This window comes from Allobosea sp. GW822-FHT05A11 (genome assembly GCF_058800455.1).
The window spans coordinates 485,588-505,288 of sequence record NZ_JBXAMI010000004.1; the positions used below are offsets into that span (position 1 = coordinate 485,588).

16 protein-coding genes and 1 pseudogene are annotated in these 19,701 nt (G+C 62.2%); 5 read left to right on the plus strand and 12 right to left on the minus strand.

Features of this window, described 5'->3' with window-relative positions; genetic code table 11:
* Window positions 1–105: 105 nt before the first annotated feature.
* Window positions 106–834: a FadR/GntR family transcriptional regulator gene (locus tag AC1RLU_RS16275; RefSeq protein WP_492796771.1), complete on the minus strand. Its 729-nt coding sequence runs from the start codon at window positions 832–834 to the stop codon at window positions 106–108.
* A 161-nt stretch (window positions 835–995) separates the two neighbouring features.
* On the opposite strand from AC1RLU_RS16275, the gene AC1RLU_RS16280 reads away from it, so the two are divergent.
* Together AC1RLU_RS16280 and AC1RLU_RS16285 are read left to right on the plus strand one after the other, a co-directional pair.
* A complete protein-coding gene (locus tag AC1RLU_RS16280) occupies window positions 996–1,742 on the plus strand; it encodes an SDR family NAD(P)-dependent oxidoreductase (RefSeq protein ID WP_492796773.1) in 747 nt (248 codons plus the stop codon).
* 201 nt (window positions 1,743–1,943) lie between these two features.
* Window positions 1,944–3,356 carry an SNIPE associated domain-containing protein gene (locus tag AC1RLU_RS16285; RefSeq protein WP_492796775.1) on the plus strand — a complete coding sequence of 471 codons (1,413 nt, stop codon included), beginning with the start codon at window positions 1,944–1,946 and terminating at the stop codon, window positions 3,354–3,356.
* Between the two features lie 274 nt (window positions 3,357–3,630).
* On the opposite strand, the pseudogene AC1RLU_RS16290 reads toward AC1RLU_RS16285, so the two are convergent.
* Window positions 3,631–4,149, minus strand: a pseudogene (locus AC1RLU_RS16290) (SDR family oxidoreductase); the annotation flags it as partial.
* A 112-nt stretch (window positions 4,150–4,261) separates the two neighbouring features.
* The gene (locus AC1RLU_RS16295; RefSeq protein WP_492796776.1) at window positions 4,262–5,275 is read right to left on the minus strand and encodes a L,D-transpeptidase; all 1,014 of its coding nucleotides are present in this window, start codon (window positions 5,273–5,275) and stop codon (window positions 4,262–4,264) included.
* 139 nt (window positions 5,276–5,414) lie between these two features.
* Between AC1RLU_RS16295 and AC1RLU_RS16300 the strand changes: the two genes are divergently transcribed.
* Window positions 5,415–6,560 carry a cysteine desulfurase family protein gene (locus tag AC1RLU_RS16300; RefSeq protein WP_492796777.1) on the plus strand — a complete coding sequence of 382 codons (1,146 nt, stop codon included), beginning with the start codon at window positions 5,415–5,417 and terminating at the stop codon, window positions 6,558–6,560.
* Between the two features lie 75 nt (window positions 6,561–6,635).
* Here the strand turns inward: AC1RLU_RS16300 and AC1RLU_RS16305 are convergent, their stop codons facing one another.
* The 4 genes from AC1RLU_RS16305 to AC1RLU_RS16320 form a co-directional block, all read right to left on the minus strand.
* Complete coding sequence (locus tag AC1RLU_RS16305) at window positions 6,636–7,841, minus strand: MFS transporter (protein ID WP_492796778.1); 1,206 nt, start codon at window positions 7,839–7,841, stop codon at window positions 6,636–6,638.
* A gap of 147 nt (window positions 7,842–7,988) precedes the next feature.
* Entirely contained in the window at window positions 7,989–8,519 is a 531-nt protein-coding gene (locus AC1RLU_RS16310) for an ureidoglycolate lyase (RefSeq protein ID WP_492796779.1), read from the minus strand.
* 102 nt (window positions 8,520–8,621) lie between these two features.
* Window positions 8,622–9,290 carry a L,D-transpeptidase gene (locus AC1RLU_RS16315; protein WP_492796781.1) on the minus strand — a complete coding sequence of 223 codons (669 nt, stop codon included), beginning with the start codon at window positions 9,288–9,290 and terminating at the stop codon, window positions 8,622–8,624.
* A gap of 12 nt (window positions 9,291–9,302) precedes the next feature.
* Window positions 9,303–9,923 carry a DsbA family protein gene (locus AC1RLU_RS16320; RefSeq protein ID WP_492796782.1) on the minus strand — a complete coding sequence of 207 codons (621 nt, stop codon included), beginning with the start codon at window positions 9,921–9,923 and terminating at the stop codon, window positions 9,303–9,305.
* Window positions 9,924–10,075: 152 nt separating this feature from the next.
* Here AC1RLU_RS16320 and AC1RLU_RS16325 point away from each other — a divergent pair, with 152 nt between their 5' ends.
* A complete protein-coding gene (locus AC1RLU_RS16325) occupies window positions 10,076–10,738 on the plus strand; it encodes a response regulator (protein ID WP_492796784.1) in 663 nt (220 codons plus the stop codon).
* On the plus strand, window positions 10,735–12,090 hold the full coding sequence (locus tag AC1RLU_RS16330) for an ATP-binding protein (protein WP_492796785.1): 1,356 nt from the start codon (window positions 10,735–10,737) through the stop codon (window positions 12,088–12,090). Before AC1RLU_RS16325 ends, AC1RLU_RS16330 begins: the two co-directional genes overlap by 4 nt.
* Before the next feature lie 113 nt (window positions 12,091–12,203).
* Here the strand turns inward: AC1RLU_RS16330 and AC1RLU_RS16335 are convergent, their stop codons facing one another.
* From AC1RLU_RS16335 to AC1RLU_RS16355, 5 genes are all read right to left on the minus strand, one after another.
* Window positions 12,204–12,875: a hypothetical protein gene (locus AC1RLU_RS16335; RefSeq protein WP_492796787.1), complete on the minus strand. Its 672-nt coding sequence runs from the start codon at window positions 12,873–12,875 to the stop codon at window positions 12,204–12,206.
* 315 nt (window positions 12,876–13,190) lie between these two features.
* On the minus strand, window positions 13,191–13,718 hold the full coding sequence (locus AC1RLU_RS16340) for a hypothetical protein (RefSeq protein WP_492796789.1): 528 nt from the start codon (window positions 13,716–13,718) through the stop codon (window positions 13,191–13,193).
* Window positions 13,718–14,416: a DUF3800 domain-containing protein gene (locus AC1RLU_RS16345; protein WP_492796791.1), complete on the minus strand. Its 699-nt coding sequence runs from the start codon at window positions 14,414–14,416 to the stop codon at window positions 13,718–13,720. Before AC1RLU_RS16345 ends, AC1RLU_RS16340 begins: the two co-directional genes overlap by 1 nt.
* A 175-nt stretch (window positions 14,417–14,591) precedes the next feature.
* On the minus strand, window positions 14,592–15,737 hold the full coding sequence (locus AC1RLU_RS16350) for a RelA/SpoT domain-containing protein (RefSeq protein ID WP_492796793.1): 1,146 nt from the start codon (window positions 15,735–15,737) through the stop codon (window positions 14,592–14,594).
* A gap of 223 nt (window positions 15,738–15,960) precedes the next feature.
* Window positions 15,961–19,692: a vitamin B12-dependent ribonucleotide reductase gene (locus AC1RLU_RS16355; RefSeq protein ID WP_492796965.1), complete on the minus strand. Its 3,732-nt coding sequence runs from the start codon at window positions 19,690–19,692 to the stop codon at window positions 15,961–15,963.
* Between the last annotated feature and the right edge of the window lie 9 nt (window positions 19,693–19,701).

The following is a 19,701-nucleotide window of genomic DNA, read 5'->3' on the forward strand; positions in this document are numbered from 1 at the left end:
GGCATCATCTGATGCCTCGCTGGCCGTCATATTCTCATACCATATTACTGAGTTGACTTGACGCGCTTGTCAACGCTTTGGCGCACCGGCCGGGCGCTTCAGGACCTAATGGTCTTCGTGGCCGCGGATGAGGTCGACGTCCGAGGTGGCATTGCCGATCAGCGTCATCGCCGCGGCATGAGCGAGCGTTGGTTTGCGCTCCAGGATCGCCCGAAGGACGTCGCCGTGCTCGACGATCGCGCGCGGACGGTGATCCCCCTTGGCCGCGATCTCGAACATCTGGCGCAGGCCGAAGCTGAAAAGCTGGCCGATCGGCCAGAAGAATTCGTTGTGAGTGGCGAAATAGATCGAGCGATGGAAGGCGAGGTCGGCCTCAACCCAGCGGCCATTGTCGCTTCCCGCATCCACCATCGCCTGGAAATCGGCTTGGAGTTGCGCTCGGTCTTCGTCAGTCGCCGCGACCGCCGCCAGGGCCGCTGCCGCCGGCTCCGTCGCGCGGCGCAGCTCGAACATTTTCTTGAGATAGGTGTCGGTGTCGGTGACTTCGACGCGCCAGCGCAGGACGTCGGGATCGAGGTGGCTCCAATGCCTCGGATCGCGGACCCGGGTGCCCCGCTTGGGGCTGGAAACAAGCAATCCCTTTGCAATCAGCGACCGTAGGGCTTCACGCATCGCAGTGCGGCTAATGCCGAGAAGTTCGCAAAGTTGCGCTTCCGGAGGCAGCGACCCTCCGACCCCGTAATCGCCGCGCACAATGGCGAGGCCCAGCTCGTCCGCGACGCGATGGTGCAGCTTGAGGCTTGGGGTCGCGCGAGGGCGCGTCGAGGTGTCCATATGAGAATCCGTCCTCGGTTAGGCTGTGCGTTCGAAGTCTACCCCTCAGCATTGTCACGCGTCCCGTGCGTTGACAACAACTCTCATATGGTATGAGAAATAGGCGCGTTCGCGATACCCGGCCCGCGTGGCCGTCGCACAGTTGGCGAGGAGCACACAGGATGTATGACGTCTCGGGAAAAGCCGCGCTCATCACGGGGGGAACGAGGGGGATTGGCCTGGCAATCGCCGAGCATCTGCTTTCGGCCGGGGCGAACGTCGTCCTGAACGGCCGGACGGAAACCGCCGAGGCAGTGGCCTTGCGCGAGCGATACGGGCGTGGGCGCGTCGCGATCGAACTCGGCGACGTCGCCGATCCGAAAGTCTGCTCATCGCTGGCCGCGGCCACGGCAGCCCAATTCGGCGGCCTCCAGGTTCTCGTTCATTCCGCCGGCGGCCCAGCCCCGGGAAAGATCGTGGACGTCACCGAGGATGTCTGGATGAACGCCTTCGCCATTCACGTCCATCCGGTATTTCACCTGTTCCGCGCTGCGCATGCCCATTTGGCGAGGGAGGGCGGGGCGGTTCTACTGATCTCGTCCGTCGCCGGTTTGCGCGGCTGTCCCGGAACGGTTGCCTATCAAACGGTGAAGGGCGCTCTGATCCCGCTGGCGAAGGCTCTGGCGTTCGACCACGGCCACGAGAACATTCGGGTCAATCTGTTGACGCCGGGCATCATTCGCACGCGTTTCCATCAGGCCATGACGCCAGAAGCGAAGGCTCATAATCTGGACAAGCGGATCCCGCTGCGTCGCGAGGGTTCTGTTGACGATGTCGCCGAAGCCGCGATGCAGATGATCCAGAACGAGTTCATCACGGGCGAATACCTCACCGTCGACGGTGGCATGTCGATGAGGGTGACAGGGTAGCGCGCAGTGTCGGGCTGACCGTGCGCGTCATAACGGCCCGCTCGGGTCGCCAAGGAGCTCCCGCCACCGATCTTGGCGGTGCCGCTCCGTACCGCCGGGGATGCGTCGCGCAAACTGGCGCTCCCAAAGCGAATCAAAATTGCTTTCACTCGTCGCGACTATCGCTAAAGTTGTCCTCGATGCCAAAAGGCACTCCGAAGAATGGGGCTTGGTATCCTGGGGGGAACTGTGCAGACCGCTCTTGTAATCATTTTGCTCGCGACGCCGTTCGTCGCGGTGCTGCTCGGGTTTCTGTTGATGCGGGAGCGTCGAAACCGGCGCAGCACCGTTGCGGCCTTGGCCGAGCAGTTCGAAGCCTTGCTTGTAAAGCACAAGACAGTGCAAGAGCGCTTCCGGCCGATCGTCGACCAAGATGACGAGATCGCGCGGCTAAAGGCGGAAATTGGCGGGCTGAGCGGCGAGATCGCGTCTCTGAAAGCCTCCTACCTTGAGAAGAAGGCGACCTACGACCGCTTGGTGGGGGAGGTTGCTGTCTTCGACGAACGCTTGGCGTTCGCTGAGCTTGGCGTCTACGAGCCGCATTTCGATTTCACCGACAGCCAGGAATACAAATCTGCGATCGAGCGAGCTCGTCAGATTCAAAAGCAAATGGTCACGGACAAATTGGCTGTGCTCGCGCTTACGGCATGGACGGTCGACGGGAGTGCCGCCAAGGGGCAAACCTTAACCAACCGCAATATCCGTTTGACGCTTCGGGCGTTCAATAACGAGTGCGAAGCGGCGATTGCCAACACGCGCTGGAACAACGTCAATGCCATGGAGAAACGCATTATAAACGCGCGCTCTCAGATTGATAAGCTCAACGAATCCAACGCGATCGAAATTGCGGATGAGTTCTTAAATCAAAAGCTGCGAGAACTCTACCTTACGCATGAATATCGCGAAAAGCTCAGGGCGGAGAAAGAGGAGCGGGCTGAGCAGGCCCGAGCCGCCCGCGACGAGCAACGCTTGTTGCGCGACCTGGAACGTGCGGAAGAGGAGGAGACCCGCTATCAACGCCTCCTCGCCAAGGCGAAGGCAGAGGCGGCTGCGGTGGTCGGGCCGAAGCTCGATGCGTTCAACGAGCAAATCAGGGTTCTGGAACGCGATTTGGCCGAAGCGCACGCAAGGTTTGAACGCGCTCAGGCGATGGCAGAGCGGACCCGGTCGGGATACGTCTATATCATCTCCAATATGGGCTCGTTCGGCGACAGCGTAGTCAAGATCGGCCTGACGCGTCGTTTGGATCCGGTGGATCGCGTGACGGAACTTGGAGACGCCAGCGTTCCGTTCCCCTTTGATACGCACGCCATAATCTACAGTGACGACGCACCGGGGTTGGAGCGCGCGCTGCACATCGAATTTGCGAGCGTCAGGATCAACACAGAGAACTTCCGCAAGGAGTTCTTCCGAGCCAGTATCGATGATGTCCAGGCAGCCGTGACGCGACTAGCTCCCGGCGCACCCTTCTTCAGGGACATCGAGGCGCAAGAGTATCGAGAGACCTTGGCGCGACGGAACGCAGCTTTGAATGCCGAAGTCGATAAAGTGGAGCTTTTTCCTGCCGAGCTTTGACCTTGACCGCGTTGGCGTGGTCGAGTCCGACTTTGCCGCAGATAATCGATGTGGCAACCACGAAGTTGGCCGGGGCGCGACGACGTCGCGAAGCGCCATTAAGCCGCCCGAGGGGACTGAGTTCGAGTGGCGCGGTGTAGGAATGGGTAGCGATTGTCTTTGAACTTCCCGCGATAGTCCGGCAAGCTGGAAAGCGGCAGACCATCAGGACTGAGCAAGCTAGGACGGTTCCCGCCCTCGGCAGCTCTTGTCGTTATGCTGAGCCGCAGGCCCATCACAGGATCGGATGACCGCCGGCGACTGCGATAGTGGCACCTGAGACATAACTCGAGAGCGGATCGGCCAGCATCACATAGGCCGTCGCGAGCTCCGCCAGTTGTCCCGACCGCTTCATCGGGACCTGCCTGCCGAACTGCGTGACGCTTTCGCCCGTCATCGTCGAGGGGATCAGCGGTGTCCAGATCGGCCCCGGCGCTACGGCATTGGCGCGGATGCCCTTCTGCGCCAGCAATTGAGCCAATCCGCCGGTGAAGTTCTGGATGGCTCCCTTGGTCGTGGCGTAGGCCAGCGGGGTTGGATTGGGCTTGTCGACATTCACCGAGGCGGTGTCGATGATACAGGAGCCGGGCTGCATATGCGGGACAGCGGCCTTGGTCAGGTAGAACATCGCGTGGATATTCACCGCGAAGGTCAGTTGCCATTCTTCGTCCGAAATGTCGCCGATCTCCTTGAAACTGGCTTGATGAGCCGCGTTGTTGACGAGGATATCGACGCCGCCGAACTCGGCCACGGCCCGGATTTCGATGTCGTTGTGCTTGTCCACCGCCATCGGCCTAACGTCCCGCAGCCTGGAATGATGACTCCGGCCTGGTCAAGCTTGCAGGCTGTTGCCCGGGTGACATCGGCTATTCGATGAAGCGCACGGTCGTGCCGGGCCTGACGATCCGGGCCAGCTCTTTGGCGTCCCAATTCGTGAGCCGGACACAGCCATGCGATGACGCCTTGCCGATCTTCGAAGGCTCTGGCGTACCATGAATGCCGAATGTCGGCTTCGACAGCTCGATCCAGACCGTGCCGACAGGGTTGTTGGGACCTCTGGGAAGCACCAAGCGGCGCTTGTTCTTCCCCTGCTGGAAATTCTTGACCGGATCGTAGTGATAGGTCGGGTTCTTCACGACCCTCACGACCTGGTATTCCCCCTCGGGTGAGGGGCTGTCCTCGCTGCCGATGGTGGCCGGATAGAGCGTGATCACCTTTCCCGTCGCATCCAGCGCGCGAACGATGCCGTTCGTCTTGTCGGCCTCGACCGTTCGGGCCTCGTCGGAAGGAAGGGTTCGTCCGACCGAGACGACGTGCAGCGTTTCCTCGCGCTTCCGATAATGCGTTCGCGGGTTGAGCGCCTTGAGAAGGCCTTCGCTCATGTGAAAGCGCTCGGCGAACATCTCCTGCGCGTTCCTGTAACCGAGCCGCGTCATCCGGGCCTGACGGGCGTAGTCGGGAGGAATGCGCCCGACGAACCGGGTTTTGATATCCTCCTTCGCCACCTCGTAATCCGAGACGATGTCCGCGCTGACGTCCCCTTTGAGCGCCTGCCAGGTCGGTGCGTCGATGATCTCGCCATTTCCGAGATTTTCGCGGCGCCGGAACTGGTCAGTGGCCTTCCGGTAGTTGTCGCCGTCCAGTCCATCGATCTCCCCGGGAGAGACACCTTGGCGCGCCAGCAAGACCTGAGCCTTGACGATGGACGCGTTGGGACGCGCCGCCTTGGTTTTCGTGGCCGCGGGGCGACCCGCCTGGTTCACCTGGTCGGGCGTCAGGGCATTTGCGGCTACCGGTCCCAGCAGGACGCATCCACACACCAGGGCTGCCTGAAAGGTCTTGAGCAGTTCGAACGCCGCCCGCGGCACTGACATCACCATCGCTCGATTCATGCAGCGGCAACGCGATGTTTCCTCGCGGAGTTCCGCGCTACCCCTGCTGCCTGGAGGATGGCGCTCATCCCCCGGCCGGCGAGAACCTGATAGCTTGACGAAGCACGCTCCCGAGGATCCGAAGCCTATGTCCGCTCCCGATCGCCCGATCTATCTCGATTACAATGGCACCACACCGGTGGATCCGGACGTGCTCGATGCGATGCTGCCCTTTCTGCGCGAACAGTTCGGCAATGCCTCATCGACCACGCCGCTGGGGCGCACGGCGCGCGCCGCGATCGAGGAAGCCCGAGCCGAAGTCGCGAAGCTGATTGGCGCGTTGCCGGCGGAGATCATCTTCACCGGAGGCGGGACCGAAGCGAGCAATCACGCGATCCGAGGCTTCGCTGCGGTGGCTCCGACCAGTCGCAGGCAAATCGTCACAAGCACGGTGGAGCACCCGGCAACCGAAATGCCATGCCGCCGTCTGGTAAGGGAAGGCTTTGCCGTAAGGCGTATTGGCGTGGACGATGACGGCGTCATCGATCTGGCAGCGGCATGCGCGTCCATCGATAGCGAGACTGCCCTGGTCACCATCATTCACGCCCAGAACGAGATCGGCACGCTGGAGCCGGTGGAGGCATTGGCCGAGGCGGCGTGCATGGCCGGGGCGCCGATCCACGTCGATGCCTCGCAATCGCTCGGCAAGGTTCCGGTCGACGTGGCGGCCTGGGGTATCGATGCGCTGACGCTCGCCGGGCATAAGCTCTACGCGCCGAAGGGGATTGGAGTCCTCTACCTCCGACGGGGACACGCCATCCCGAGCGTGCTCGACGGGGCAGGGCAGGAGGGTGGTCGTCGTCCCGGGACGGAGAACGTCCCCTATATCGTCGGCCTTGGACGAGCCTGCCGGATCGCCCGCGAACGGTTGGCAGAGGATGCGACACGGATTGCCGCCTTGAGGGAGCGGCTATGGCAAGCGCTCGCCGCGGGCGTGCCGGGTCTGAGGCGCCTGGGCGGAGCACGCACCTTGCCGAATACACTGAGCGTGCTTTTCCCAGGAGCAATCGGCAATGATCTGCTGGAGGCCACGCCCGCAATCGCGGCCTCAACCGGTTCCGCCTGTCATGCCGGAAGCTCGCAACCCTCGGCGATCATCCTCGCGCTCGGCATCTCACCCGATAGGGCGCTCGGCGCCGTCCGACTCTCGCTCGGTCGTTCAACCGATACCGCGCAGGTGGATGCCGCCGCAGCCGCGCTGATCGAAGGCCATCGAAGAACTCCCGTTCAATAAGAAATGCTGTCCGGACTGATTAGTGCACTGGAGCGGTCCGTAACGCGGCGGTCGGACGAATAGTGGGTTGCCGCCTTAAAGTGACGAAATGGCTTCGCGCCGGCGATCGTAGCGGTGGAGTTCCTGAGCGATCACGATCGCAGCGGTCACGATCATGAAGCTGACCGAGGCCCACAAGACGCTGCTCGCCAGCCCCTTATCCAGCAAGATGCCGTAAAGGATGGGGCCGATTACGCCCCCGATGCTGAGACCCGTCGACACGAATCCGAAGGTCTTGCCCTCCTGACCGGCGGGCGACGCGGCACGGACCAGCATGTCCCGGGAAGGTGCCACGACCCCCGTCAGGAAACCTGTGGCGCCCAGCGTCAGGATCAAAGCCGGTGACGGCAGGCGAACCAAGATTACCACCGTGACCAACAGCGCAGCCAGCGCGAAGGCAATTGCCGCCACGAAGCCGTGACGCTCGGTGCGGTCGGCCAGGACTCCTCCGGCGAGCACTCCGAAAGCGCTGGCGAACAGGAAGGCTGTCAGAGCGATGTTGGCAACCGAGAGAGGTACCTCGAAACCTTGAACCAGGGCTGTCACCGAGAAACGCTCGATCGCTCCGGTGCTGAGGCTCAGCATCATGAATAGGATCGTGAGCACCAGAATGGTCGCGCGGGCGGCGCGGGTAGGCCGCCGCGCATCGGTGACATGCTCGCCAGCATGGACCGCCTTCCCCGCTGAGGGGATTCCGCGGGTTCCGATCGAAACGATGATCAATGCGACGACGCCCACAACTGCGGCGGATGCGAAGGCCCATCGCAGATCGAGCGCCAGGGCCATGCCGAGGATGACCGGCGGTGTGATCGCTCCGCCGAGGAAGCCGGCGAAGGTATGGATGGAGAATGCGCGCCCCATTCGCCGGGCATCCATACCTTGCGATAGGAGCGCATAGTCAGCGGGGTGATAGACGCCATTGGCGAACCCCGCGATCGCCATTCCGATGAGAAGCATCATGTAAGTCGGGACGACAGCCACCAGCGCGAAACCCGAGCTTCCCAATGCGAGGCCGAACATCAGGACCCGCCGCGCTCCGAAACGATCGACAGCGAAGCCCAGCGGAGCCTGACACAAGGCGGAGACGACGTTGAAGACGCCGAGCGCGATCCCGAGATCGACGAAGCTGACATTCATCGCGCTGGGGAGCACGGGAAGCAGGGCAGGAACCGTCATGAAGTGGAAGTGGCTGACCAGATGCGCCACGGAGATCTGCGCCAATAGGCGGGTCTGAGTGCCCATTGCGATCGAAACTTCCTCGTCAGGAGGGTCGGAGGCTGCCGTAGCGGGTGCCACCGGAGCGGCTCACGCTATCGCCGTTCGCAGGCGCGCGGAATGGGCGCGACGTCGAGACAAGTTCGCATGGGGCTCATGCCTTAGGCTGCGCTGCTAGGCAAATGCCCGGGACTCGATCGTGAGGATCTCGCAGTCGGCTGCGGTGCCGTTTTGCCAGGACTGAACGAGAAAGGTGGCGTCCGAGCCAACCGCCATAATCGGATGGTGCCAAACGCCACGTCGGTAGATCATCCCCTGCAAGGCGGTGAACGAGAACGCCGCTAGGGTCGAGAGGTCGGGCATGCCGTCGTCGCTGGCTTGGCAGACGATGACGACGTGACCTTCTCCACCCAACGGCACGATCAGTTGGATCGAATTCACATGCCGCTCGAGCATGGTGATCGCCAGGCCCGGTTGCTGCCGCTTCGCCTCGAAGATCGACGTGACGTGCCTGGATCCCGCCTGAACCTCAGCCGCCGGATGAGCGTGAATATCGTGACGGCGCGCGGTTCCGCTGTTCGCATCGCGACCAGATTCGCCCGTTTCGACGATCCAACCAAAGGGCTGGAATGCGGATTTGGTGACCGGTTTCACTTCGAGCAGGTGAGCAGGTCGAGGCGCTCCGTGAATTTCATCGAGTCTCATCAACGCGTCCTGCTAGCGAGCACTCTTAAACCGGCATCGATCCGGTTCAATTCAATACGGCCGTCGGGCCAAACCTATGCCCTGCTGTAGTCCATCCCGAGGTCAAGCAGGCAGCACCACGACCTTGGCACCTGCCGCGACTCGACGATAGAGGTCGATCACGTCCTGATTCATCATGCGGATGCAGCCTGACGAGACGGCGTGCCCGATCGTCTCGGGCTCGTTGGTGCCGTGGATGCGGTAAAGCGTGTCGCGCCCGTCTTTGAACAGATACAGCGCCCGTGCGCCGAGCGGGTTATCCGCGCCGCCGTTCATGCCGCCAACCCACTTCGCATACTTGCCCGGTTCGCGGCGGATCATGTCGGGTGTCGGCGTCCAGCGCGGCCACGCGCGCTTGGTCGCGACATTGGCCGATCCGGACCAGGCTAGGCCCTCGCGGCCAACGCCCACCCCGTAGCGCAAGGCCTTCCCGTCTTCCTGAACGAGGTAGAGGAACCGATGCTTCGGATCGACGACGATGGTGCCCGGCGCTTCCTTCGTCCGATACTCGACGAGCTGACGCAGATTCCGCGGCCGCAGATCCTCCAGCGAGACGGCTGGAACATGAAATGGTTCGCCATCGACCTCGCCGTAACGCTCGACGTCAAGGGCGCTGAAGCGCGGCGCGGACGCCGGCTCGGGCCGCTGGGCGATCGTGGTGCACCCAGCAGCCATGAGGGCGAGCGCCAGAGCAGCGGCAAGACCGCGCACCGGTAATACAAATGGAGCCATTTCCCGTCGCCCTTACTCGCCAGCCTGCTTCTTGCGGGCGTCGGCAACGACCTGCTTGAAGCCCTTGTAGTCCAGCGTCGAGGTGCGAAACGGTCCGACCAGATAGGTTGGCGTTCCTTGCAACCCGAGGGAGTCGGCCTGAGTCATGGTGCGCTTGAGCAGCGCGAGAATCTTGTCGCCGTGGGCGTCGAGATCGGCCTGAAGGCGTACGAGGTCGAGCCCGGCGCCTTTGATCGCTGCCGAGATCTGCTCCTTGCTCAGCTTTCCTCTGGTCGCCATCAGCGCGTCATGCGCTTTCTCGTATCCGCCCTGATAGGCCGCCGCGAGAGCAAGCTGGGCGGCATAGACCGAGGTTTCGGCGATGACCGGCCAGTCCTTGTAGACGAGCCGAATCTTGCCGTCCTCCTTCATGACCCGGGCGAGCTCGACAGCCGATGTCTTGCAGAACGGGCAGTTGTAATCGAGGAAGGCGACGATGGTGACGTCGCCCTTCGGGTTGCCGCCAACGGGCGCGTCCGGATCGTTGAGGATGGCGTTCGCATCAATCTGCCCTTCCTGCGCTGAAGCCAGCCGGGGGAAACCTGCCGCGACAAGGGCAAGGCCTCCCAGGATGGTGCGACGATGGTGATGCATGGTTCCGCGCTCTCTTCGATGTACAGGCTGCGCAGTGCCCGCCATCAGGGGAGCCCCTGCGGTTCCCGTTCGGGAACGATGCGGCCATCGAGCTTCGCCAGCTTAAGGCAGCCTTAAGCTGGCGGCAGAACTCCGGGCGTCGAGGGAATGAGATGCGCGTTCTGATCGTCGAAGACGACCCCATCCTTGCCGACGGGCTCGCCGTGGGCCTGAAGATCCATGGCATCAGCGCGGAGGTCGTCGGTTCCTGCGCGGATGGCCGACATGCTTTGGCCGCTGGGTCCTTCGACGTCATCGTGCTCGACCTCATGCTCCCGGACGGTTCTGGACTCGACCTGCTGGAGAGCCTGAGGGTGGGCGGCGATCGTCGGCCTGTTCTCCTGCTTACGGCACTGGACGACACGCGCGATCGAATCGCGGGGCTCGATCGCGGAGCGGATGACTATCTGGGCAAGCCATTCGATCTCGACGAACTCGCGGCGCGGCTGCGCGCGATTGCGCGGCGCGGCGAGGGCAGGGCGGCCGCCACGATCGCCGCGGCCGGGCTCGTCCTTGATCCAGCGATTCACGTGGTCTTGCGCGATGGGAAATCGCTCGACGTGACGCGCCGTGAATTCGCAATCCTTCGCGCGCTTGCCGAACGGCCCGGGACGATCCGCTCGCGTACCGAGCTGGAGGAACGCCTCTATGGCTGGCAGGAGGACGTGGAGAGCAACGCGATCGAGGTTCACGTTCATAACCTTCGCCAGAAGCTCGGCCGGGAGGTGATCGAAACCGTGCGCGGTGTTGGCTATCGCCTGAGGCCAACGCCGTGACGTCGCTTCGCGCAAGGCTGTTCCTCATCCTCGTCGCCGCGACCGGCGTGATCTGGCTTGCCGCGACGCTCTGGATCTATCTCGGCACGAAGCGGGAACTGGAGCATGTACTCGACACACGCCTTCAGGAAGCGGCGCGCATGGTTTCCTCGCTGGTCCGCGACGATGGGGGAATGGCGGACGACACGATCGCGAAGGCATCGCCCGCGACGATCGATACGAGCAGCTATGAGCGGCAGCTATCTTGCCAGATCTGGTCGTTAAGCGGTCGGCTGGTCGCCGCCTCGGGAATGGCACCGACCGAACGACTAACCGAGCAGCGAGAAGGGTTCTCGGACAGCGTCGTCAATGGCGAGACTTGGCGCGTCTATGCCATTGAGGATGCTGCGAAGGGCGTGCGAGTCCTGGTCGGCGACCGGCTCGGCCTGCGCGACCGGCTCGTCCAGGACCTCGTGCTTGGCCTCGTCGTGCCGATCCTGGTGATGCTGCCCCTGTTCGCTGCACTCATCTGGCTCAGCATTGGACGCGGGCTTGGGCCCTTGAAGCAGATCGCTGCGGACCTGAAGGGCAGGGCTGCCGACGACCTCACACCACTGAGGACCAAGCCGATCGACGAGGTTCGCCCGGTTACCAACGCGCTAAACGGCTTGTTCGGTCGGTTGGAGGCAGCGCGACGGCACGAGCGGGAATTCACTGCCTTTGCCGCGCATGAATTGCGCACGCCTCTCGCCGGGATCCGCACGCAAGCCCAGATTGCCAGGGCCGCGGAAGACCCGGAAATGCGCCAGTCGGCCCTGGGAAGGATCATCGAAGGCGTTGATCGGACTGCACGCCTCGTTAGCCAGTTGCTCACGCTTGCCCGCCTCGACGCCGATGTCGTGAGACCGATGATGATCTCCATCCCGATCGGGCCATTGCTGCGCGAGATCGACATGGGGCGCTTGAGAGACGATCTCATCGTCGAGATCGATCCGGAGTTCGAGGTATTCGGGATCACCGGCGATCCCGACAACCTCAGGCTTGCCTTGCGCAATCTCCATGAGAACGCGTGCGTATATAGCCCCCCTGGAGGACGGGTGCGCTGGCGCCGAGTCGGAGAGACCTGCATCGCTGTCGAGGACGAGGGGCCAGGAATTCCCGTCGATGAGCTAGCGCTGGTCATGCAGCGCTTCTATCGGGGCCGCGGACAGAACCACAGCGGAAGCGGACTGGGCTTGGCGATTGCGGAAGCTGCGCTTGCGCATCTCAGCGGGAGCATACTCGAGTTGAGGAACAGGGAGAGTGGCGGACTCTCGGCAACCGTTTCGTTTCCAAACCCCGCTGGGCAGCAAAGATCGCGTCACAAGGACTAGTCCGGCCGCGGAGCTCCACCAAAAAGGCGCACTCAAAATCGAAATCTGGGAGCAATCTTGGTTGGGGAACCTTTCGCGCGCTGAAGGCTAATGGGAGCCCGGGCTCGGGCGTTTCACAGCCACATCGTCGAAGTTGTTCCTTCCGAGGGCGAAAACTCGCTCCAAAGGCCATCCTCGATCGAGAACTGGTGCATGCCGAGGCTAAGGGCGATAGCGCACGCGATCCTGATTCTGTTCTGATTGTCCTGCTCCAGCGATTGGAAAATTTTCGCCGTCATTGGCTTGTCGCCCGCGAGCTGGTGCCGGAACCAGGCGAGGCGGCCTTTCGCCTTGAAATCGGTGTATTCCTCGGCTGCCAGCCTTTCGGGAAAGGTCTCTATCAGTTCCGCGTTCACCGGCACCTCGACACTATCGAACTTGAACCAGCGGAAACCTTCCCGGGGGCGGGGCTGCGGGAGCTTGTCGTTCACGGCGAGGATCGAGAGCTGACGAACGGCTGCCTTCAATGCCGCAGACTGGCTCTCGTAGCTTCCAGGGCTGCCAATCATCATCGGTACGCCCGAGGAGACGCCCGTGAAGGTGACGTCAGCGTGCCAGGCATTGTCCACCTGATAGACATGAACGCCTTCGGCCTTCGACAGCCGCCACCATTCCAGTGACGAAGCGGCCGTCATGGTTTTCACGTCGAGGGTGGAGGTACCGACGTCGGTAAGCTTGCGCTTCAATTCCTCGAGAAGGGCGCTCGCACGAAGACGGTTCTCATGTCTGGAATGGTCGTAGCTCATGGTGGCCCTCGGGATGGCTCCGCCGGAGCGGCGGCCATGTCCTTGAGTTCCTCACACGGCCGAGCAAATCACAAAATGCGACTTGGCCTTGCCGAAACCGTTGGGTAGTACGCCTTCGGATGGCGGCACTAACATAGTTTCAATGCCGATCATCGGCGAATCCGTCGGACATAATCGGATAACTACTCCTCGTCGCTCTCGAAGGTGGTTGTCTTGACAGACGTCCATTCAAAACCTATCTTCTATCCAACCGGAGAAATCCGGCTCCTCCGGGCCTTATGGCCTTGGATATGGCTTCCGCCCTGTGAGCCTGAATCACGGGGCTTTTTCTTTTTCTTCCTCCGTTTTCTGCCAGATAATTTTGTAAGGAAGGGTCGTGCGCTTAATCTCGAGCGCAGGGATTGGGTAGGCGCTCGAAAACCTCCAGTTCCCGGTTTTCGTCGGATTCAGCCATACAATATATCCAGGTTCATAGCAGAAATACGCCCGCTTCTTCTGGCGTGTCTGCGGATCCTTGCCTTCCTTGCACACGATGCCGCTTACCTGCCCGCTGATCATAGGTAGGATCCAAGGTAAACGCTCGATCCGATCGCATGCGATCTTGTCCTTGTCGTGCGCGCGTCGCGCTCGATCTGATGATGTGTGGAACGCATGCTCAAAGCGGTCAGCGTAGAATGTAACTGTAAGACCGTCATGCAGCGGATGTTCACACGATTTTCCGCCGGAAACACAAGTAAATAGATACGCAGACTCTCCAAATTTTGCGATCTCGGCCTGCCGCACTTCGCTGTCGAGTTCGTCGAAAGGCGGAATGGAAAGAAACGTAATGCTCGAAAGCTGCATTACCGACTCCGCGACAAGTCAATGCGAAACACGTTGAACTTGCTAAATTCTGGAGTCCACGATCCCTCGCTGAGCCTGCGGACCCCTCGAAGTTCAGCCATCCTATGAATCAGCGCGCCCTTAGCGTCTCCAACGGAGGCCGTGTTTGCGTCCGTGGAAACGGCTCCGGTCAGCAGGTCGCACAACTGGCCGAGGTTGGATTCTCGCGAATCAATGACTGTCAGGTCGTGCAGTTTGATGTTTCGAGTGGCGCCGTAATTCTGTACTACCCTTCGCAAATCAGTGAATCTCGTCGCGTCTTTGTTGTTTTTGAAATCAAGAAGAATTAGGTATTCATTTTCAGGAATGAGCCATTTTTCTAGCATTTCATAATAGAATTTATAGAATCCAAGCTCTGAATCGCCATCATGATGTCGAAGAAAATCAACTTTCTCTTGATCGACGATTATGGCTCTGAACTTGAGGGACGGCTCCGAAAAGAAATACTCCGAAAGCTTTCGATAGCCGCCGAGTTTCAGTCTGCTAACTTTAGTCCATTTGACCTCTCCATTGAGGCCCGCCCCCTTGCGAAGGCTCCTCAGCTCAGAGTTCACCCTCGCTTTTTCACTTGTGGGTAACCAAAGGCCGCCGATGACCTGAAAGCGAGCGTTTGGCCCACCTGTATGGCGGCTTTCATCACAGTACACGCTGTATCGCACATTCGTCTCCTTGGAGAGGGTCTTACAAGATCTGAACATCCCTCGCCAAGCCCCTCTAGGCTAACTCCTTTTGATTCTTGGCTTATAGGTATCGAGAGACTTGCCGGGACCGGGAGTAGTAGTCCGTGTCCCGATGCTGATTACGACCGAACCGCTGAAGTCTGCCGCGTTTTCCTTAAGCGCTCCGTGGCTTGTCGAAGCGAGGTCGCCTTAGCCAAGCAGGGTCAATCATCTCGCGAGGCCGAGGTGGGGCGAGGGCTTGCTTCGGAAGGTCGTATGTCGCTACCCCACGGCCCCGGCAGATGTGTCCGAGTTGATCCCGGAAAACCCGGACGTCGCCGAAATAGTTCGGGAACGCCTTCTTCAAGTCCTTGAGCTGCCCCAGGCTGACCAGGACGGTATCGCTGGATGGATCTTCATCGTCGACGCTGTCTACAGCCAGGCGACGTTCGATATCCCCGTAAACCCGGGTGCTGTCGGGGGCCTCGGTAAACGCCTCCATATCAACCCGCTTGGCCGCGTGGTCGTATCGCAGGAGCAAGTGCTTGGCGTAGCGATCGAACACGAAGCGGTCGATTATCTGAAATCCGTGGGCGAGATTATCCAGCTTGGCTTGCGCTCCGATCTGCCTATCGAGTTCGATGATCTCGCTGCGGCGTTCGCTCCCGCTCGGTGCACCGCGAACTGGGGCGCACCCCTCGCTCTCGGCGAATTCGCAGGACATCAGCATAAGGAGGCGGCGCCATGCCTCACTCCCTTCACCGCCCTTGATGTTCACTCTCAAATAAAGGCCGAGCGCTTCCACGGCGGTGGCCCAGGCATGCTGAAGGTGGGTGCGTACCTGGAGCTCGATTCTCAACCCCTGCTGCTCAAGGAAACGCGGATCATCGTGATCGAGCAGCAGATGGAGGGAGCGGTAGCCATCCTTCTTGGGCCTGCGAATGTAGTCGTCGGTATGGCGAAGCTGGTGGCGATCGGACCGTTGAAGTCGATCGCTGAAGCGCTTCACGTCGTCTATGGTGGGGAGAATGACCCGGCATCCGCCCAGGTCCTGGAGTTCGGAGAGCTTGTAGCTGAGCCTCCGCAGCTTCCTCCTGATTGCCGGCATGCGCTTGAGGCGCGCGGCCGTGACACCACCTGTCTGGAGCGCGCGGTTGGCAGCCGCGAGCTGAGCCCGGATCTGCCTGATCGCATCGAGATGCCGTTCGCGCCATCCATTGGCTATCGAGAAGGCCTCGATAACTTCCGGTGCTCGGAAGCTATCGCGAGGGATCACGCTCTTCAGCAGGTCCCCGGCAGCGTCGACCCGTTCTTTCTCCAACGACGCACGACTCCCGTCACTGTGCCGAAGCTACCCGGGTCGATCGGCCTCAGCTTCGAGCGGGGGGCGATGAAAGCTGGCTCCCGGGATATAGACCCCGCCGCGTTGTCGCGGCGGGGCATTTTGGGGGTGAGGCGGACTTCAGCTCTCATCGAGGCGCGCTTTGGGTAGAATCCGACCAAACTTCCGGAGCGCCTACATCAACTTCAATGTATGCACGATCCTACGAGCACCCGGTTGTGGAACCGCAGGTGTTGCACTTCAGGCAGGTGCCGTTGCGGACCAGGGTGAAGTTGCCGCATTCGCCGCACGAGTCGCCGACATAGCCCTTCATGATTGCCTCGGCCCGCCGCTCCGAGGCCGTCGGCTGGGCGGCCGGAGCCGAGAAGCCGAGCTTGGCCATCTCCGCTTCGCCATAGGTCTCCGGCTCCTCCTTCAGCGCGGTCGCGCCGATGGTGGCGAGTGCGGTCAGAGCCGCGCCGCCGCGGGCGACGGTCTCGACCGCCGGAGCCGCCACGCCGCCCTGGATCGCGTGGAAGGAGATCGGCTTGCCGCGGCGGAAACCCGTCGAGGCCAGCGGCGTCGATGTGATCGGAGCGGTCGCATCCGGCGCCTTGTCCTGGCCGACGCCGCTGCCCATCACGTCATGGCCGATTTCGCTCGGGTCGACATGGGCGAGGTCGTTGCGGCCGAGATAGGAGATCGCCAGCTCGCGGAAGACGTAGTCGAGGATCGAGGTCGCGTTCTTGATCGACTGGTTGCCGGCGACGAAGCCCGAGGGCTCGAAGCGGGTGAAGGTGAAGGCCTCGACATACTCCTCCAGCGGCACGCCATATTGCAGGCCGAGCGAGACCGCGATGGCGAAGTTGTTCATCATCGCCCGGAAGGCCGCGCCCTCCTTGTGCATGTCGATGAAGATCTCGCCGAGGCGCCCGTCCGAATACTCGCCGGTATGGACATAGACCTTGTGGCCGCCGACCGTGGCCTTCTGGATGTAGCCGGTGCGGCGATCCGGCATCTTCTCGCGCTCGCGCTTGCGCTCGATGCGTTCGACGATGCGCTCCACGATCTTCTCCGAGATCTGGGTCGCGCGGGCCGCCATCGGCTGGGCAACCAGCGTCTCGACCGCGTCGTCGGCCTCGTCATCCTCATCCGAGATCAGCGCCGAGTTCAGCGGCTGCGAGAGCTTGGAGCCGTCGCGATAGAGGGCGTTGGCCTTCAGCGCCAGCTTCCACGAGAGCATATAGGCGCTCTTGCAGTCCTCGACCGTGGCGTCGTTCGGCATGTTGATGGTCTTGGAGATCGCGCCCGAGATGAAGGGCTGGGCGGCCGCCATCATGCGGATATGGCTCTCGACCGAGAGATAGCGCTTGCCGATGCGGCCGCAGGGGTTGGCGCAATCGAAGACGTTGTAGTGCTCGGTCTTGAGATGCGGGGCGCCTTCCAGGGTCATCGCGCCGCAGACATGGACGTTGGCGGCCTCGATCTCGGCCTTGCTGAAGCCGAGGAAGGGCAGGAGCTCGAACGACATGTCGTTGAGCTTCTCGGCCGGGACCTTGAGCGTGCCGGTGAGGAAATCCTCGCCCAGCGTCCACTTGTTGAAGACGAACTTGATGTCGAAGGCGCTCTTCAAGTCCTTCTCGACCGCCTCGATCTTCTCGTCGGTGAAGCCCTTGGCCTTGAGCGAGCCCGGGTTGACGCCCGGAGCCTGCTTCATCGAGCCGTGGCCGACGGCATAGGCCTCGATCTCGGCGATATCGGCCTCGCGGTAACCGAGCGCACGCAGCGCATCCGGCACGGCGCGGTTGATGATCTTGAAGTAGCCGCCGCCGGCGAGCTTCTTGAACTTCACCAAGGCGAAGTCGGGCTCGATGCCGGTGGTGTCGCAATCCATGACCAGGCCGATCGTGCCGGTCGGCGCGATCACGGTCGCCTGGGCGTTGCGGTAGCCATAGCGCTTGCCCTGCTCGAGAGCCTCGTCCCAGACGATGCGCGAGCGCTCCGCCATGGTGACGGCCGAGCCGCCGAGGCGGGCCAGCGTCGCGTGGTCGAGCGGAACCGGGGTGACGCTCAGACCCTCATAGCCGTCGGCGAGGCCGTGGGCCGCCGTGCGGTGGTTGCGGATGACGCGCAGCATGTGGCTGGCGTTCTTCTTGTAGCCGGGGAAGGGGCCGAGTTCGCCCGCCATCTCGGCCGAGGTCGCATAGGCGACGCCGGTCATGATCGCGGTCAGCGCGCCGGCCAGCGCGCGGCCCTCGTCTGAATCGTAGCCGAGGCCCATAGTCATCAGCAGGCCGCCGATATTGGCGTAGCCGAGGCCGAGCGTGCGGTACTCGTAGGAGAGTTCGGCGATCTCACGGCTCGGGAACTGCGCCATCGTCACCGAGATCTCGAGCACGACGGTCCAGAGTCGGCAGAGATGCTCATAGGCCGCGACGTCGAAGGCCTTGGTCTCGGTATCGTAGAACTGCAGCAGGTTGGCCGAGGCCAGGTTGCAGGCGGTGTCGTCGAGGAACATGTACTCGGAGCACGGGTTGGACGCCCGAATCCGGCCGGAAGCCGGGCAGGTGTGCCAGTCGTTCATCGTCGAGTTGAAGTGCAGGCCGGGATCGGCCGAGGCCCAAGCGGCGTAGCCGATCTTCTCCCAGAGGTCGCGGGCCTTCAGGGTCTTCATGACCTTGCCGGTGGTGCGGCCGGTCAGGTTCCAGTCGTTGTCGTTCTCGACGGCGCGCAGGAAGTCGTCGGTCAGCGAGACCGAGTTGTTCGAGTTCTGGCCGGAGACGGTGAGATAGGCGTCGGAATCCCAGTCGGTGTCATAGGTGTCGAAGGAGATGTCCTTGTAGCCCTGCTTGGCGAACTGGATGACGCGCTTGATGTAGTTGTCAGGCACCAGCGCCTTGCGGGCGAGCTTGATCTCGCGCTTCAGGGCCGGGTTCTGCTCGGGGTCGAAGCAGCTGTCGCCATCGCCTTCGCAGTTCACGCAGGCCTTGAGCACGGCCTTCATGTGCTTCTTGACGGTCTTGGATCCGGTGACGAGGGCGGCGACCTTCTGCTCCTCCTTCACTTTCCAGTCGATATAGGCCTCGATATCCGGATGGTCGGCATCAACCACGACCATCTTGGCGGCGCGGCGGGTGGTGCCGCCCGACTTGATCGCGCCCGCGGCGCGGTCGCCGATCTTGAGGAAGGACATCAGGCCGGAGGACTTGCCGCCGCCGGCGAGTTTTTCGCCCTCGCCACGCAGCATCGAGAAGTTCGAGCCGGTGCCGGAACCATATTTGAACAGGCGGGCTTCACGGACCCAGAGATCCATGATGCCGCCCTCGTTGACGAGGTCGTCCTGCACGCCCTGGATGAAGCAGGCATGCGGCTGCGGATGCTCGTAGCTCGACTTCGACTTCACCAGTTTGCCGGTCTTGAAGTCGACGTAGAAATGGCCCTGGCTGGGGCCGTCGATGCCATAGGCCCAGTGCAGGCCGGTATTGAACCATTGCGGCGAGTTCGGCGCGACGCGCTGGGTGGCGAGCATGAAGCGCAATTCGTCATGGAACGCAGCGGCATCCTCCTCGGAGGTGAAGTAGCCGCCCTTCCAGCCCCAATAGGTCCAGCAGCCGGCGAGGCGATCGAAGACCTGCTTGGAGGAAATCTCGGAGCCGTAGCGCTCGTCCTCGGGCAATTCGGCGAGAGCGGCCTCGTCGGCGACGGAGCGCCAGAGGAAAGAGGGGACGTCGTTCTCCTCGAACTTCTTCAGGCGCGCCGGCACGCCGGCCTTGCGGAAATACTTCTGCGCGAGCACGTCGCTGGCGACCTGCGACCAGGCCTCGGGAACCTCGATGCCTTCCAGCCGGAAGACGACGGAGCCGTCCGGGTTCTTGATCTCGCTGACGGCCGATCGGAACGGGATCGCGGCATAGGGCGACTGTCCGGCGGAGGTGTAGCGGCGCTCGATGCGCATGATCTTCAT